This is a genomic window from Streptomyces sp. NPDC054932, assembly GCF_053610205.1.
This window is the reverse complement of the sequence record NZ_JBSGXU010000069.1, coordinates 1-13,477: the sequence shown is the minus strand read 5'-3', so window position 1 is coordinate 13,477 and position 13,477 is coordinate 1. Positions and strand designations below refer to the sequence as shown.

General features: G+C 70.3%; 12 protein-coding genes. All 12 read left to right on the top strand.

Annotated elements, in window-relative coordinates; genetic code table 11:
- Position 1 precedes the first annotated feature (1 nt).
- Positions 2 to 370 carry a DUF4233 domain-containing protein gene (locus ACWGE1_RS19970; RefSeq protein ID WP_453421819.1) on the top strand — a complete coding sequence of 123 codons (369 nt, stop codon included), beginning with the start codon at positions 2 to 4 and terminating at the stop codon, positions 368 to 370.
- A 64-nt stretch (positions 371 to 434) separates the two neighbouring features.
- Positions 435 to 845 carry a nucleoside-diphosphate kinase gene (ndk, locus tag ACWGE1_RS19965; protein WP_453421818.1) on the top strand — a complete coding sequence of 137 codons (411 nt, stop codon included), beginning with the start codon at positions 435 to 437 and terminating at the stop codon, positions 843 to 845.
- 296 nt (positions 846 to 1,141) lie between these two features.
- Positions 1,142 to 2,161 carry a rod shape-determining protein gene (locus ACWGE1_RS19960; RefSeq protein WP_030008578.1) on the top strand — a complete coding sequence of 340 codons (1,020 nt, stop codon included), beginning with the start codon at positions 1,142 to 1,144 and terminating at the stop codon, positions 2,159 to 2,161.
- Between the two features lie 135 nt (positions 2,162 to 2,296).
- Positions 2,297 to 3,244: a rod shape-determining protein MreC gene (gene mreC / locus ACWGE1_RS19955; protein WP_453421817.1), complete on the top strand. Its 948-nt coding sequence runs from the start codon at positions 2,297 to 2,299 to the stop codon at positions 3,242 to 3,244.
- A 13-nt stretch (positions 3,245 to 3,257) separates the two neighbouring features.
- On the top strand, positions 3,258 to 3,965 hold the full coding sequence (mreD, locus tag ACWGE1_RS19950) for a rod shape-determining protein MreD (RefSeq protein WP_453421816.1): 708 nt from the start codon (positions 3,258 to 3,260) through the stop codon (positions 3,963 to 3,965).
- A gap of 13 nt (positions 3,966 to 3,978) precedes the next feature.
- Positions 3,979 to 6,150, top strand: coding sequence for a penicillin-binding protein 2 (gene mrdA / locus ACWGE1_RS19945; protein ID WP_453421815.1), 2,172 nt, complete (start codon positions 3,979 to 3,981; stop codon positions 6,148 to 6,150).
- A gap of 14 nt (positions 6,151 to 6,164) precedes the next feature.
- The gene (rodA, locus tag ACWGE1_RS19940; RefSeq protein WP_453421814.1) at positions 6,165 to 7,364 is read left to right on the top strand and encodes a rod shape-determining protein RodA; all 1,200 of its coding nucleotides are present in this window, start codon (positions 6,165 to 6,167) and stop codon (positions 7,362 to 7,364) included.
- A 49-nt stretch (positions 7,365 to 7,413) separates the two neighbouring features.
- Positions 7,414 to 8,934, top strand: a complete 1,521-nt coding sequence (locus tag ACWGE1_RS19935; protein WP_453421813.1) for a CYTH and CHAD domain-containing protein — start codon at positions 7,414 to 7,416, stop codon at positions 8,932 to 8,934.
- 72 nt (positions 8,935 to 9,006) lie between these two features.
- Entirely contained in the window at positions 9,007 to 10,932 is a 1,926-nt protein-coding gene (locus tag ACWGE1_RS19930) for a TIGR03960 family B12-binding radical SAM protein (RefSeq protein WP_453421812.1), read from the top strand.
- 63 nt (positions 10,933 to 10,995) lie between these two features.
- Complete coding sequence (locus tag ACWGE1_RS19925; RefSeq protein ID WP_453421811.1) at positions 10,996 to 12,024, top strand: hypothetical protein; 1,029 nt, start codon at positions 10,996 to 10,998, stop codon at positions 12,022 to 12,024.
- A gap of 110 nt (positions 12,025 to 12,134) precedes the next feature.
- A complete protein-coding gene (locus ACWGE1_RS19920; protein WP_453421810.1) occupies positions 12,135 to 12,914 on the top strand; it encodes a TIGR03936 family radical SAM-associated protein in 780 nt (259 codons plus the stop codon).
- Between the two features lie 235 nt (positions 12,915 to 13,149).
- On the top strand, positions 13,150 to 13,477 hold a 328-nt coding region (locus tag ACWGE1_RS19915; protein WP_453421809.1), incomplete at its 3' end, for a hypothetical protein.

Below are 13,477 nucleotides of genomic sequence, written 5' to 3'. Positions count from 1 at the left end.
GATGCGCACGCTGTGTGCGAGCACGCTGATCGGCGAGTTCTTCGTGATCGGCTTCGCGGGGCTGGTGGCGATGAAGGACCCCGATCTGACCCAGGCGTCGGTCTGGACGGTGTGCGGGGTCACCATGCTGCTGTCGGTGCTGCTGTGCGGGATGCTGTCGCGTCCCGGGGCGGTCCAGCTGGGCTGGGCCCTGCAGATCGGCCTGATCGCGAGCGGGTTCGTCGTGCCGACGATGTTCTTCCTTGGCGCGGTGTTCGCCGGCCTGTGGTGGTGCTCCGTGCACTACGGCCGCAAGATCGACACGATCAAGGCGCGCTGGGCGGCCGCTCAGGAGGCGCAGGGGGCACCCGGGGCGCCTGACGCTGCGTGACCGGCCCCCGGATCGGCCCTGTAAGTTCGTCCTACCGCACCCGTTTGCCGCAAGGAGCCGCAACATGACCCAGCGCACCCTCGTCCTGCTCAAGCCCGACGCCGTCCGTCGCGGTCTGGTCGGCGAGATCATCGGCCGTATCGAGCGGAAGGCCGGCTGGACCATCCCCGCACTGGAGCTGCGTACGCTGGACCAGGAGACCCTGGAGGTGCACTACGGCGAGCACAAGGGCAAGCCGTTCTACGAGCCCCTCATGGGCTTCATGGCGAGCGGTCCGATCGTCGCCCTGGTCGTCGAAGGGGAGCGCGTGATCGAGGGTGTCCGCCAGCTGGCCGGACCCACTGACCCGATTGCCGCGGCGCCCGGCTCCATCCGGGGTGATTTCGGCACGATCACGCGTGAGAACCTGATCCACGCCTCGGACTCGGAGGAGTCCGCCGAGCGTGAGCTGAAGCTGTTCTTCCCCGCGCTCTGAGCACTCTTTCCTGACGCAACATCAGCCGAATAGCGCTCATGACCTGGGGCGACCGAAGTAATTTCGGTCGCCCTACGGTATTTCCGGGGCGCAGCGGGAACGCCTGGGCAGGACACGTCGTCACCACTGAGGGGGCGGGTATCCATTCCGGCGGGATTGCCGGAGTCCCGTCGCGCGGTCTTCGTACTTGCGGCACTACGATGGGGCCTCCACCCACACACCCACCTCGCCGACCTGACAGCAGCCGCTATCAACTGGAAGGCCAGACGCTCCTCATGGGGAACAAGGGGAACAAAATGTCGTTCATCGGCCGTGACATGGCGATCGACCTCGGGACCGCCAACACGCTGGTGTACGTGAGGGGCCGGGGGATCGTCCTGAACGAGCCGTCCGTGGTCGCCATCAACACGAACACCGGTGGCATCCTGGCGGTCGGCTCGGAGGCGAAGAAGATGATCGGGCGCACGCCCGGCAACATCGTCGCCGTACGGCCCCTCAAGGACGGCGTCATCGCCGACTTCGAGATCACCGAGCGTATGCTCCGGTACTTCATCCTCAAGATCCACAAGCGCCGCTACCTGGCCCGACCGCGCGTGGTGGTCTGCGTTCCCTCCGGCATCACGGGAGTGGAGCGACGCGCCGTCATCGAGGCGTCCACGCAGGCCGGCGCCCGCCAGGTGCACATCATCGAAGAGCCCATGGCCGCCGCCATCGGCTCGGGCCTGCCCGTCCACGAGGCCACCGGCAACATGGTCGTGGACATCGGCGGCGGCACCACCGAGGTCGCCGTCATCTCCCTCGGCGGAATCGTCACGGCACAGTCCATCAGGGTGGCCGGCGACGAGCTCGACAACGCGATCATCCAGCACATCAAGAAGGAGTACTCGCTCCTCCTCGGTGAGCGCACGGCCGAGCAGATCAAGATCACCATCGGGTCGGCGTACGACCTCGACAAGGACGAGCACACCGAGATCCGCGGTCGTGACCTCGTCTCCGGACTGCCCAAGACGGTCGTCATCTCGGCCGCCGAGGTGCGCAAGGCCATCGAGGAGCCGGTCAACTCCATCGTCGACGCGGTCAAGACCACGCTCGACAAGTGCCCGCCGGAGCTCTCCGGCGACATCATGGACCGCGGCATCGTCCTGACCGGCGGCGGCGCCCTGCTGCGCGGCCTCGACGAGCGGCTGCGCCGGGAGACCGGCATGCCGATCCACATCGCCGAGGACCCGCTCGACTCCGTCGCGCTCGGCTCCGGCAAGTGCGTCGAGGAGTTCGAGGCCCTCCAGCAGGTCCTGGACGCCCAGCCCCGTCGCTGACAGATGCCCCTCCCCGCCGGGAGGGGCCATGCGGAAACACAAGGATCCGCCGTACGGGTGCTACCGGGCCCGTGCGGCGGATCGTTGATATACAGGCAAAAGAGAATTTCGACGAGGAAGGCACGGCCGCCGCACGTGAGGGACACACGAGAAAGCCGGCTGCTCCTGGTGCTTCTGATCGCCATCGCGTTCGCGTTGATCACGGTGGACATCAGGGCAGGCGAGGAGTCGCCGGTCGACGGTGCCCGGCAGGCCGCCGCGGCGGTCTTCGGCCCGGTCGAGGAAGGTGTGGCGACCGCGGTCGACCCGGTCGCCAACGCCATAGGGGCGGTACGGGACTCCGGCGAGCGCCACAACCGCATCGCCACGCTGGAGCGCGAGAACGCGGCACTGAAGGCCAAGCTGGGCAGCGAGGACCAGACCCGCAGCCGGATCCACGAGCTCGACGAGATGCTCAAGCGGGCCGGCGCCGGACAGTACGGCATCAAGGGCGCCGAGGTCATTGCCATAGGAGCGGCCCAGGGCTTCTCCTGGACCGTCACCATCGACGCCGGCAGCAAGGACGGCATCGAACGCGACATGACCGTCCTCAACGGGGACGGGCTCGTCGGCCGGGTCAGCACCGTCGGCCCCGACACCGCCACCGTCGTCCTCGCCAACGACCCCGACTTCACCGTCGGCACCCGGCTGGAGAAGACCGGTGAACTGGGCTTCGCCACCGGACAGGGCGACCGCGCGCTGTCCGTCCAGATGCTCAACGGCAAGGCCAAGGTCAGCCCCGGCGACCGGCTCGTCACCTTCGGCTCGCGCGGCAACAAGCCCTTCGTGCCCGGCGTGCCGATCGGCGAGGTGGTCAAGGTCGACCCCTCGCGCGGCGACCTGACCCGCACCGTCTGGGTGCGTCCGTTCGTCGGCTTCTCCCGCCTGGACATCGTCGGCGTCGTGGTGATGCCGCCGCGCGAGGACCCCCGCGACGCGGTCCTGCCGCCCAAGCCCGAGGCCCCCAAGCCCACCCCGACGGTCACCGTCACGGTCACCCCGTCCGGGGCCGCCAGCGTGCCCGCCAAGCCGGCCGACGACTAGGAGCAGACCCCGCATGCGCTTCAACCGGATCCTGCTCTCGGCCACGCTCGTCGTGGTCGCGCTCGTCATCCAGGTCACCGTCCTGGGCCGGCTCCAACTGCCCGGCGCCGTGCCCGACCTGCTGCTCCTCACCGTCGTCGCCCTCGCACTCGTGTACGGGCACGTCAGCGGCGCGCTCATCGGCTTCGGCGCCGGACTCCTCGCCGACCTGGCCCCGCCGGCCGACCACGCGGCCGGGCGGTACGCGCTCGTCCTGTGCGTCATCGGCTACGTCGCCGGCCTGGTCCGCCCCGACGGCGGCCGGTTCCGTTCCGCCTGGGGCCCGATGCTCACCGTCGTCGCCGCCGCGATCGGCTCCACCCTGCTCTACGCGGGCGTGGGCGCCCTCGTCGGCGACACCGCGGCCCGCCACGTGGGCCTGACCGGGCTGCTGTTCACCGCGACCCTCTACGACCTGCTGCTCGCGCCCTTCACCGTGCCGTTCATCATGGCGCTGGCCCGGCGCGCCGAGAACGACCCGATGGCCGTCGAGGCCGGCGGCGGCCCCGCCAACAAGGCCGCCGACGTCTCCTCCGGCTGGCTGGCCGGCGGTACCGGCCTGCGCATCGGCAGCCAGCGCGGTGGCCTGCGCCTGAAGACCGCGCGGTCCCGCGCCAACAAGGCGGTCCGCATAAAGGGCGTCAAGCCGGCCAAGGGTGTGAAGAGCATCAAGAAGCTGTGAGGGAGGAGCAGACGTGACCAACGTCCCGGAGACCGGCCGCACCTCCCGGGTGCAGATCAGGCTCGTCATCATGCAGGTCCTCGTCTTCTCGATGCTGATCACCCTCGGCGGCCGGCTCTGGTTCCTCCAGATCCGCAACGGCGCGGAGTACTACCACGAGGCGAAGAGCAACCACGTCCAGCGGGTCGTCCAGCCCGCCGTGCGCGGCTCGATCCTCGACGCCCGCGGGGTCCCGCTCGCCGACAACGAGACCCGCCTCGTGGTCTCCGCCAGCCGCACCGCGCTGATGAAGATGAAGGACAGGGGCAAGGGCGTCATGACCCGCCTCGCCGACGTCCTGGACATGACCCCCAAGGAGGTCATGGACAAGGTCCGGCTCTGCGACTCCCAGACCCCCAAGCCCTGCTGGAACGGTTCCCCCTACCAGCCGATCCCGGTCACCCTCGAAGCCACCACGCAACAGGCGCTGCAGCTGCGCGAACGCCCGGAGGAGTTCCCCGGCATCACGGCGGAGCCCACCGCCGTCCGCCGCTACCCCGCCCCCGGCGGCGCCCGCACCTCGCAGGTGCTCGGCTACCTCTCGCCGGTCACCGACGAAGAGATCCAGAAGGCCAAGGACACCGACTCGCCGCACCTGCGGTCCGACCAGGTCGGCCGCTCCGGCATCGAGCGCACCTACGACAGGCAGTTGCGCGGCAAGGCGGAAGTCACCTCCTACGAGGTCGACAACCTCGGCCGGGTCATGGGCCAGACCAAGTCCGACCCGGGCGTGGCCGGCTCCACCCTCGTCACCAGCATCGACGCCCGTGTCCAGTCCGTCGCCGAGTTCGAGCTCCAGGCGGCGATGAAGGTCGTCCGCAACGAGACCGACAACATCACCGGCCGCAAGTACGAGGCCGACTCGGGAGCCGTCGTCGTCATGGAGGCCAAGACCGGCCGCATCGTCGCGATGGCTTCCCAGCCCGACTACGACCCCAACGCCTGGGTCGGCGGCATCTCCGGCAAGGACTACGCCAGGCTCACCAGCAAGAGCTCCAACTATCCGCTGCTCAACCGCGGCATCCAGGGCATGGCCCCCGCCGGCTCCATCTTCAAGGTGGTCTCCGCGAGCGCGGCCGTCCGGGCCGGCTACAAGTTCGACGACAAGTACAACTGCAGCAGCTCCTACAGCCTCGGCGGCCGGAGCTTCGCGAACTTCGAGTCCAAGGGGCACGGCCCCATCACCCTCGGCGACGCCCTCAAGTTCTCCTGCAACACCGTCTTCTACGCCCTGGGCCACAAGGAGTGGCAGCGCGACGGCGGCCTGAGCCCCAAGAGGGACGCACACGACTGGTTCTACCGGACCGCCCGGGAGTTCGGACTCGGCTCCGAGACCGGGATCGACCTGCCCAACGAGGTCAAGGGCCGCATCCCCGACCGCCAGTGGAAGCAGAGCTTCTGGAAGGCCAACAAGAACTCCTGGTGCAAGCAGGGCAAGCGGGGCGGCACCTACGTCGAGCAGATCGCCTACGAGAGCTGCCTCGAGGGCAACCAGCTGAAGGCCTACGACAGCATCAACTTCGCCATCGGCCAGGGCGACGTCCTCGTCACCCCCATCCAGATGGCCACCGCGTACTCCGCCATCAGCAACGGGGGCACCCTCTACAACCCCACGGTCGGCAAGGCCGTGATCAGCCCCGACGGCAAGCACATCGAGATGATCAAGCCCCAGTCGCACGGCAGGCTGCCGATCGACGCCAAGACCGTCAGCGACCTCGACAAGGGCCTGCGCTCGGTCGTCGAACCCGGCGGCACCGCCGCCTGGCGGTTCGGCGGCTGGCCGATGGACAAGATCCCGATGCACGCCAAGACCGGTACCGCACAGGTCTACGGCAAGCAGACCACGTCCTGGCTGGCGACCTACACCAAGGACTTCACGATCGTCATGACGATCTCCCAGGGCGGCACCGGCTCGGGCGCCTCCGGCCCCGCCGTGCGCAACCTCTACAACGCCATCTACGGTCTGACCATGGACGGGAAGCAGGACCCGAAGAGGGCCCTGCTGCTGGGACCGGAGGCGAAACTGCCCAGGATCAACCCGGACGGTTCCATCGACTCCCCCGAGATCCGGCCGTACGTACCGCCGTCCCCGGAGCAACTGGAGCCGCCGGCGCTCGCCGGGCCACCCCCGACACGGCACGACTGAGGACCCCATACGACATGCCCACCGCCAACAAGTTCTCCGTCTCCCGGTACGCGCCCGAGCGCGGGGCGATGGCCAAGCTCACCGCCCGCGACTCCGTGGTGCGCCGGCTCGACTGGCCGATCCTCCTCTCGTCGCTCGCCCTGTCCTTCCTCGGCGCCCTGCTGGTGTGGTCCGCGACCCGCAACAGGACCACCCTCAACCAGGGCGACCCGTACTACTTCCTCGCCCGGCACGCCCTGAACACCGGCATCGGCCTGGTGCTGATGATCGGCACCATCTGGCTCGGCCACCGCACCCTGCGCGGAGCCGTGCCCGTCCTCTACGGGCTCTCGCTGGTGCTCATCCTTGCCGTGCTGACCCCGCTCGGCGCCACCATCAACGGCGCCCACGCGTGGATCGTCATCGGCGGCGGATTCTCCCTCCAGCCCTCCGAGTTCGTGAAGATCACGATCATCCTGGTGATGGCGATGCTGCTGGCCACCCGGGTGGACGCGGGCGACCTCGTCCACCCGGACCACCGCACGGTCGTCAAGGCGCTCTGCCTGGCCGCCGCCCCGATGGGCATCGTCATGCTGATGCCCGACCTCGGCTCCGTCATGGTCATGATCGTCATCGTGCTCGGCGTGCTGCTGGCCTCCGGCGCCTCCAACCGCTGGGTGATCGGTCTGCTCGGCGCGGGCGCGAGCGGTGCCATCCTGATATGGCAGCTGGGCGTCCTCGACGAGTACCAGATCAACCGCTTCGCGGCCTTCGCCAACCCCGAGCTCGACCCGGCGGGCGTCGGCTACAACACCAACCAGGCGCGCATCGCGATCGGCTCCGGCGGCCTGACCGGTTCCGGGCTCTTCAAGGGCTCGCAGACCACCGGCCAGTTCGTGCCGGAGCAGCAGACCGACTTCGTCTTCACCGTGGCGGGGGAGGAGCTCGGCTTCGTCGGGGCCGGACTGATCCTGCTGCTGCTCGGCATCATCCTGTGGCGCGCCTGCATGATCGCCCGGGAGACCACCGAGCTGTACGGGACGATCGTGTGCGCCGGGATCATCGCCTGGTTCGCCTTCCAGTCCTTCGAGAACATCGGCATGACCCTCGGGATCATGCCGGTGGCCGGGCTTCCGCTGCCGTTCGTCTCGTACGGAGGATCGTCGATGTTCGCGGTGTGGGTGGCGATCGGACTGCTCCAGTCGATCAAGGTGCAACGGCCATTGTCAGCCTGATGTCCCGTTCACCCTGCCGACGTGATCCGTTCAGGACTAAGTTCGGTCTATGGCGGACACCAAGCGCGAAATCGAGCGGAAATTCGAGTTCTCCAAGGCCAAATCTGCCCGGCGCGGAGTGCCGGACCTGACGGGCACGGCCGCCGTCGCGGCCGTCTCCGACCAGGGCACCGTCGACCTCGACGCCGTCTACTACGACACCCCCGACCAGCGGCTCGCCGCCGACGGCCTCACCCTGAGGCGCAGAACCGGCGGCGCGGACGAGGGCTGGCACCTCAAACTGCCCGTCTCCCCGGGAGTCCGCGACGAGATCGGGGCCGCGCTCAGCGACACGGTCCCGCCCTCCCTCGTCTCCCTGGTCCGCTCCCGCGTACGCGACTCCGAGCTCCAGCCGCAGGTCAGGCTGGTCTCCTCGCGCCGTGTCAGCCACCTCCTCGACGCCGAAGGAGCCCTGCTCGCGGAACTGAGCACCGACGAGGTCCTGGCCGAGCGTGGTGAAACCACCGCCGCCTGGACCGAGGTCGAAGTGGAACTCGCCGACGGGGTCGACCCCGAACTGCTCGACGCCGTGGAGAAGACCTTCCGCAAAGCCGGGCTCCGGGTCTCCGACGCCCCCTCGAAGCTCGCCCGGGCCCTCGCCGAAACCGGCGCCGAGCCCCCGCCCCGGCCCGTCGGCGGCGGCCCCGAGGGCACCGCGGGCGCGCACGTCCTCGCGTACCTGGGCGAACAGCGCGACGCCCTGATCGCCCAGGACCCGGCCGTGCGGCGCAACCTGCCGGACTCCGTCCACCAGATGCGGGTCGCGTGCCGCCGCCTGCGCAGCGCCTTCAAGACGTACCGCAAGGTGCTGGACCGGGCCGCCACCGACCCGATCGGCGAGGAACTGCGCTGGCTGGCCGCCGAACTCGGCGTCGACCGCGACCAGGAGGTCCTGCTGGAGCGGATCCAGACCCACCTCGGCGAACTGCCGCGCACCCTGCTGATCGGACCGGCGCGCAGCAGGCTGCGGACCTGGAACACCGCCCGGCGCACCGGATCGCGGCGCCGCGCCCTGACCGCCCTCGACAGCAAGCGCTACCTCGCCCTGCTGGACACCCTCGACGCCCTCCTCGACGTGCCGCCCCTGCTCAAGGCCGCCGCCCGCCCCGCGGAGAGCACCCTGCCCAAGGCGGTGCTGCGCGATTACGAGCGCCTTGCCGGCCGGGTCGAGACGGCGCTCTCCCAGGAGCCAGGCCACGATCGCGACCTGGCCCTGCACGAGGCCCGCAAGGCGGCCAAGCGCGCCCGGTACGCGGCGGAGGCGGCGACTCCCGCGCTCGGCAAACCGGCCAAACACCTGGCCAAGGCGGTGAAGAAGGTGCAGTCCCTGCTCGGCGACCACCAGGACAGCGTGGTGGCCCGCGAAGCCCTGCGCGGCCTCGCCGTCCAGGCGTCCGGCGCGGGCGAGTCCGCCTTCACCTGGGGCGTGCTCTACGCCCGCGAGGAGGCCCTGGCCGAGCGGAGCGAGCGGGAGCTCCCGGACGTCTGGGCGAAGGTCTCCGCCCCCGCCCTGCGGGCCGGACTGGGATGATCATGTGGGTGGGGGCGGCCGAGCCTCGGGGTACGCTAGATAGCTGCCCCCTGCCCGCTTCACGAAAGTCGCGTGATGACCGAGTCGGTCTTCCCTCAGCTTGAGGCCCTGCTTCCGCACGTGCAGAAGCCCATCCAGTACGTCGGCGGTGAACTCAACTCCACGGTCAAGGAGTGGGAGAGCTGTGACGTCCGCTGGGCCCTCATGTACCCGGACGCGTACGAAGTCGGGCTGCCCAACCAGGGCGTCATGATCCTGTACGAGGTGCTCAACGAGCGCGAGGGCGTCCTCGCCGAGCGCACCTACAGCGTGTGGCCCGACCTCGAAGAACTGATGCGCGAGCACAAGGTGCCGCAGTTCACCGTGGACAGCCACCGCCCGGTCTCCGCCTTCGACGTGTTCGGCCTGTCCTTCTCCACGGAGCTGGGCTACACCAACATGCTCACGGCCCTGGACCTCGCCGGCATCCCGCTGGAGGCCAGGAACCGCACCGTCGACCACCCGATCGTCCTCGCGGGCGGCCACGCGGCCTTCAACCCCGAGCCGATCGCGGAGTTCATCGACTGCGCGGTCATCGGCGACGGCGAGCAGGCCGTCCTCGACATGACCGAGATCATCCGCACCTGGAAGGCCGAGGGGCGGCCGGGCGGGCGCGAAGAGGTCCTCCTCCGTCTCGCCAAGACCGGCAACGTCTACGTCCCCGGCTTCTACGACGTCGAGTACCTGCCGGACGGCCGCATCGGCCGTGTCGTGCCCAACCGCTCCGGCGTGCCGTGGCGCGTGTCCAAGCACACGGTCATGGACCTCGACGAGTGGCCCTACCCCAAGCAACCCCTGGTCCCGCTCGCCGAGACCGTCCACGAGCGCATGTCCGTGGAGATCTTCCGCGGCTGCACCCGCGGCTGCCGTTTCTGCCAGGCCGGCATGATCACGCGCCCCGTGCGGGAGCGAAGCATCACCGGCATCGGCGAAATGGTGGAGAAGGGCCTGAAGGCCACGGGCTTCGAGGAGGTCGGCCTCCTGTCGCTGTCCTCCGCGGACCACACGGAGATCGCCGACATCGCCAAGGGCCTCGCGGACCGCTACACGGACGACAAGGTGGGCCTGTCCCTGCCCTCGACCCGCGTGGACGCGTTCAACGTGGACCTGGCCAACGAGCTGACCCGCAACGGGCGCCGCTCCGGCCTGACCTTCGCCCCCGAGGGCGGCTCCGAGCGCATGCGCAAGGTCATCAACAAGATGGTCTCGGAAGAGGACCTGATCCGGACCGTCTCCACCGCGTACGGCAACGGCTGGCGCCAGGTGAAGCTGTACTTCATGTGCGGCCTGCCCACCGAGACCGACGAGGACGTGCTCCAGATCGGCGACATGGCGGTCAACGTCATCGCCAAGGGGCGCGAGGTCTCCGGCCAGAACGACATCCGCTGCACGGTGTCCATCGGCGGTTTCGTGCCGAAGCCGCACACCCCCTTCCAGTGGGCGCCGCAGCTGTCGGCCGAGGAGACGGACGCCCGCCTGGGCAAGCTCCGCGACAAGATCCGCGGCGACAAGAAGTACGGCCGTTCCATCGGCTTCCGCTACCACGACGGCAAGCCGGGCATCGTCGAGGGCCTGCTCTCGCGCGGTGACCGCCGCATCGGCGACGTCATCCGCGCCGTGTACGAGTCGGGCGGCCGCTTCGACGGCTGGCGCGAGCACTTCAGCTACGACCGCTGGATGGAGGCGGCCGAGAAGACGCTGCCCGAGTACGGCGTGGACGTGGCCTGGTACACGACCCGCGAGCGCACCTACGAAGAGGTCCTGCCCTGGGACCACCTGGACTCCGGTCTCGACAAGGACTGGCTCTGGGAGGACTGGCAGGACGCCCTCGACGAGACCGAGGTCGACGACTGCCGCTGGACCCCGTGCTTCGACTGTGGCGTGTGTCCTCAGATGCAGACCGAGATCCAGATCGGACCCACCGGCAAGAAGCTGCTGCCGCTGACCGTCGTGAAGTAACCCTTGGGTCACGAGAGGCCCCCGCCCGCAACGGGCGGGGGCCTCTCGCGTGTCCTTCACGGCATGGAACTGGACAAACGGCCTCCCGCCGGTGACGGCGACGGGTGCCTGGTGGGCGTCATCAGGATCCCCGTGAAGATCGTCGCCGTACTCGTCGTACTGCCCGTACGAGTGGTCTGGGAACTGCTGACCGGCCTGGGCCGGGCCGTGCACCGACACCTCCTCGGGCCGCTGTACGTCCATGTCCTCGGGCCGGCGCTCCGTGCGCTGGGATGGCTGCTGACCACCCTGCTCAAGCTGGTCCTCGTCTGGCCCTGGGTCGGGCTGTGGCGCTATGTGATCACCCCGGTCGGGCGGGGCCTGGCGTGGCTGGGCCGCGGCGCGTACGACCATCTGCTCGCGCCGGCCGGCCGGCTGCTGACCACGTATGTGTTCCGTCCCCTCGGGGCGGCGCTGGCCTGGATCGGCCGGGGCGGGATGCGCTACGTCCTCGCCCCGCTCGCCAAGGGCGTGGGATGGATCGCCTGGGCCGTGGGCATGGCGCTGTTCGTATGGCCGTGGGTCGCGCTGTGGCGCTACGTGCTCGCGCCCGTCGGCCGCGGGATCGGATGGCTGGCCGCGGCCGCGTACCGGTACGTGCTCACCCCGGTCGGGCACGGCCTCGTACGGCTCGCGGCCGGGCTGTACCGGTACCTGCTGAGGCCCGTCGGGCTGGGCATCGGATGGCTGGCCGTCGCCCTGTACCGGTACGTGCTCGCCCCCGTCGGGCGGGTCCTCGCATGGGCCTGGCACATGGCCGGGCTGATCATGGGCGCGCTGTGGCGCGGGCTCAAACGGATCGGCTGGGTGCTGATCGGGTGGCCCGCGTCCCGGGTGTACCGGCACGTTCTGACCCCCGTCGGGCACGCCGTCCGCGAGGTCTGGCGGACCGGCCGCGCCGCGGTCCGCGAGGCACGCGCCACCGTGCGCCGCGCGCTCCTCGGTACTCCTCCCGTGGAACCGGCGAGGTCACGGGCGCGTACTCTGGGTAGTACGACAGCCGCCGACGCGGCACCCGCAGACGAGATCTCCCGGCCCCGACGGCAGGGGTGAGCCGGAGCGGGTCGACAGACCTCAGGGCGACGCGCGAGCCGCGGAGCCCCGCACAAGGAGAAGAACCACTGGGCAAGCGACAGCCCGAAGGCCCGCCTCCCGCACCGGTGGTGCAGCGCATTCGACTGCGCTACACCAAGCGCGGCCGCCTCCGGTTCACCAGCCACCGTGACTTCCAGCGTGCCTTCGAGCGGGCCCTGCGCCGCGCCGAAGTGCCGATGGCGTACTCGGCCGGCTTCACGCCGCACCCCCGCGTCTCGTACGCGAACGCCGCCCCGACCGGGACCGGCAGCGAGGCCGAGTACCTGGAGATCGCCCTCGCCGAGCCCCGCGACCCCGAGAAGCTCCGTGAGCTGCTCGACGAGTCGATGCCCACCGGGCTCGACATCATCGACGCCGTCGAGGCCCGCACCTCGGGCCTCGCCGACCGGCTGACCGCCTCCGTGTGGGAGCTGCGCCTGGACGGCGTGGAGCCCGCGGAGGCCGAGCGGGCCGTGACGGCCTTCCTCGCCGCCGAGACCGTGGAGGTGCAGCGACGGACCAAGAACGGCATGCGGACCTTCGACACCCGAGGTGCGGTCGTCAGCCTGGAAGCCCATCCCGCCCCGGCTGATAGGCCGCTGGACAATGCTTGTGCGATACTGCGGCTGGTTGTTCGGCATCTGACACCTGCCGTGCGACCCGACGACGTCCTGTCCGGTCTCCGAGCTGTGGCCGACCTGGCGCCGCCGGTCCCCTCTGCGGTGACCAGGCTGGCGCAGGGGCTCTTCGACGAGGAGTCCGGCACGGTGACCGACCCGCTCGCGCCCGACCGCGAGGCTGACACGGCCGCCCCACCCACGGCCGCCGTAGCAGCCGACGCGAAGGCGCCGGAAGGTCCCGCCGCGTAGGGAACGTCGTCGTCGCGCAGCCCTGGTACTCGGGAGCCACCTGGGTCGGGCCGCGCACTGACCTGAAGACTTCCGCCAGGCCGTACGGACAACACGTACGGAACCGGCGGCCATGGACTACAGCTCCCGTGTGGCGAACGCGCCCCGGAGGCCGGTTCCGCGCTCATTACGCGGAGCCGTGCCGGACCGGAAGTCAGCCGCGGCGCCCGGGAGCGTGACGGGAGAACCGCCCGCAATGCTCAACAACGAAAATGACATCACCACCGCCGGTAACGCCGACAGCGGAAGCCCCAGCGACAACCTGCCGCCGCGCCGCCGCCGCCGTGCCGCCTCCCGGCCGGCGGGCCCGCCCGGTGGAGCCGTCGCCGAGACGGCCCCGGTGACCGAGGCCGCTGCGGCCGCCCCCGCCGAAGAGGCCGCTCCGGCCGCCGCCCCCGCTCGTCCCCGCCGCCGCGCGACCCGCGCCGCGGCCGCTCCGGTGACCCCGGCTGCCGAGGCCGCCGCCGTCGCAGAGACGCCCCAGGCCCCGGCCGCGGCCCCGGGCGCCGAGCGCGCGGGCGTGG

What these genes read in the sequence shown, in the direction of transcription:
- ACWGE1_RS19970 (WP_453421819.1), top strand. Translation starts at nt 2, where the DNA reads ATGCGCACGCTGTGTGCGAGCACGCTGATCGGCGAGTTCTTCGTGATC.
- ndk (WP_453421818.1), top strand. Translation starts at nt 435, where the DNA reads ATGACCCAGCGCACCCTCGTCCTGCTCAAGCCCGACGCCGTCCGTCGC.
- ACWGE1_RS19960 (WP_030008578.1), top strand. Translation starts at nt 1,142, where the DNA reads ATGTCGTTCATCGGCCGTGACATGGCGATCGACCTCGGGACCGCCAAC.
- mreD (WP_453421816.1), top strand. Translation starts at nt 3,258, where the DNA reads ATGCGCTTCAACCGGATCCTGCTCTCGGCCACGCTCGTCGTGGTCGCG.
- rodA (WP_453421814.1), top strand. Translation starts at nt 6,165, where the DNA reads ATGCCCACCGCCAACAAGTTCTCCGTCTCCCGGTACGCGCCCGAGCGC.
- ACWGE1_RS19935 (WP_453421813.1), top strand. Translation starts at nt 7,414, where the DNA reads ATGGCGGACACCAAGCGCGAAATCGAGCGGAAATTCGAGTTCTCCAAG.
- ACWGE1_RS19925 (WP_453421811.1), top strand. Translation starts at nt 10,996, where the DNA reads ATGGAACTGGACAAACGGCCTCCCGCCGGTGACGGCGACGGGTGCCTG.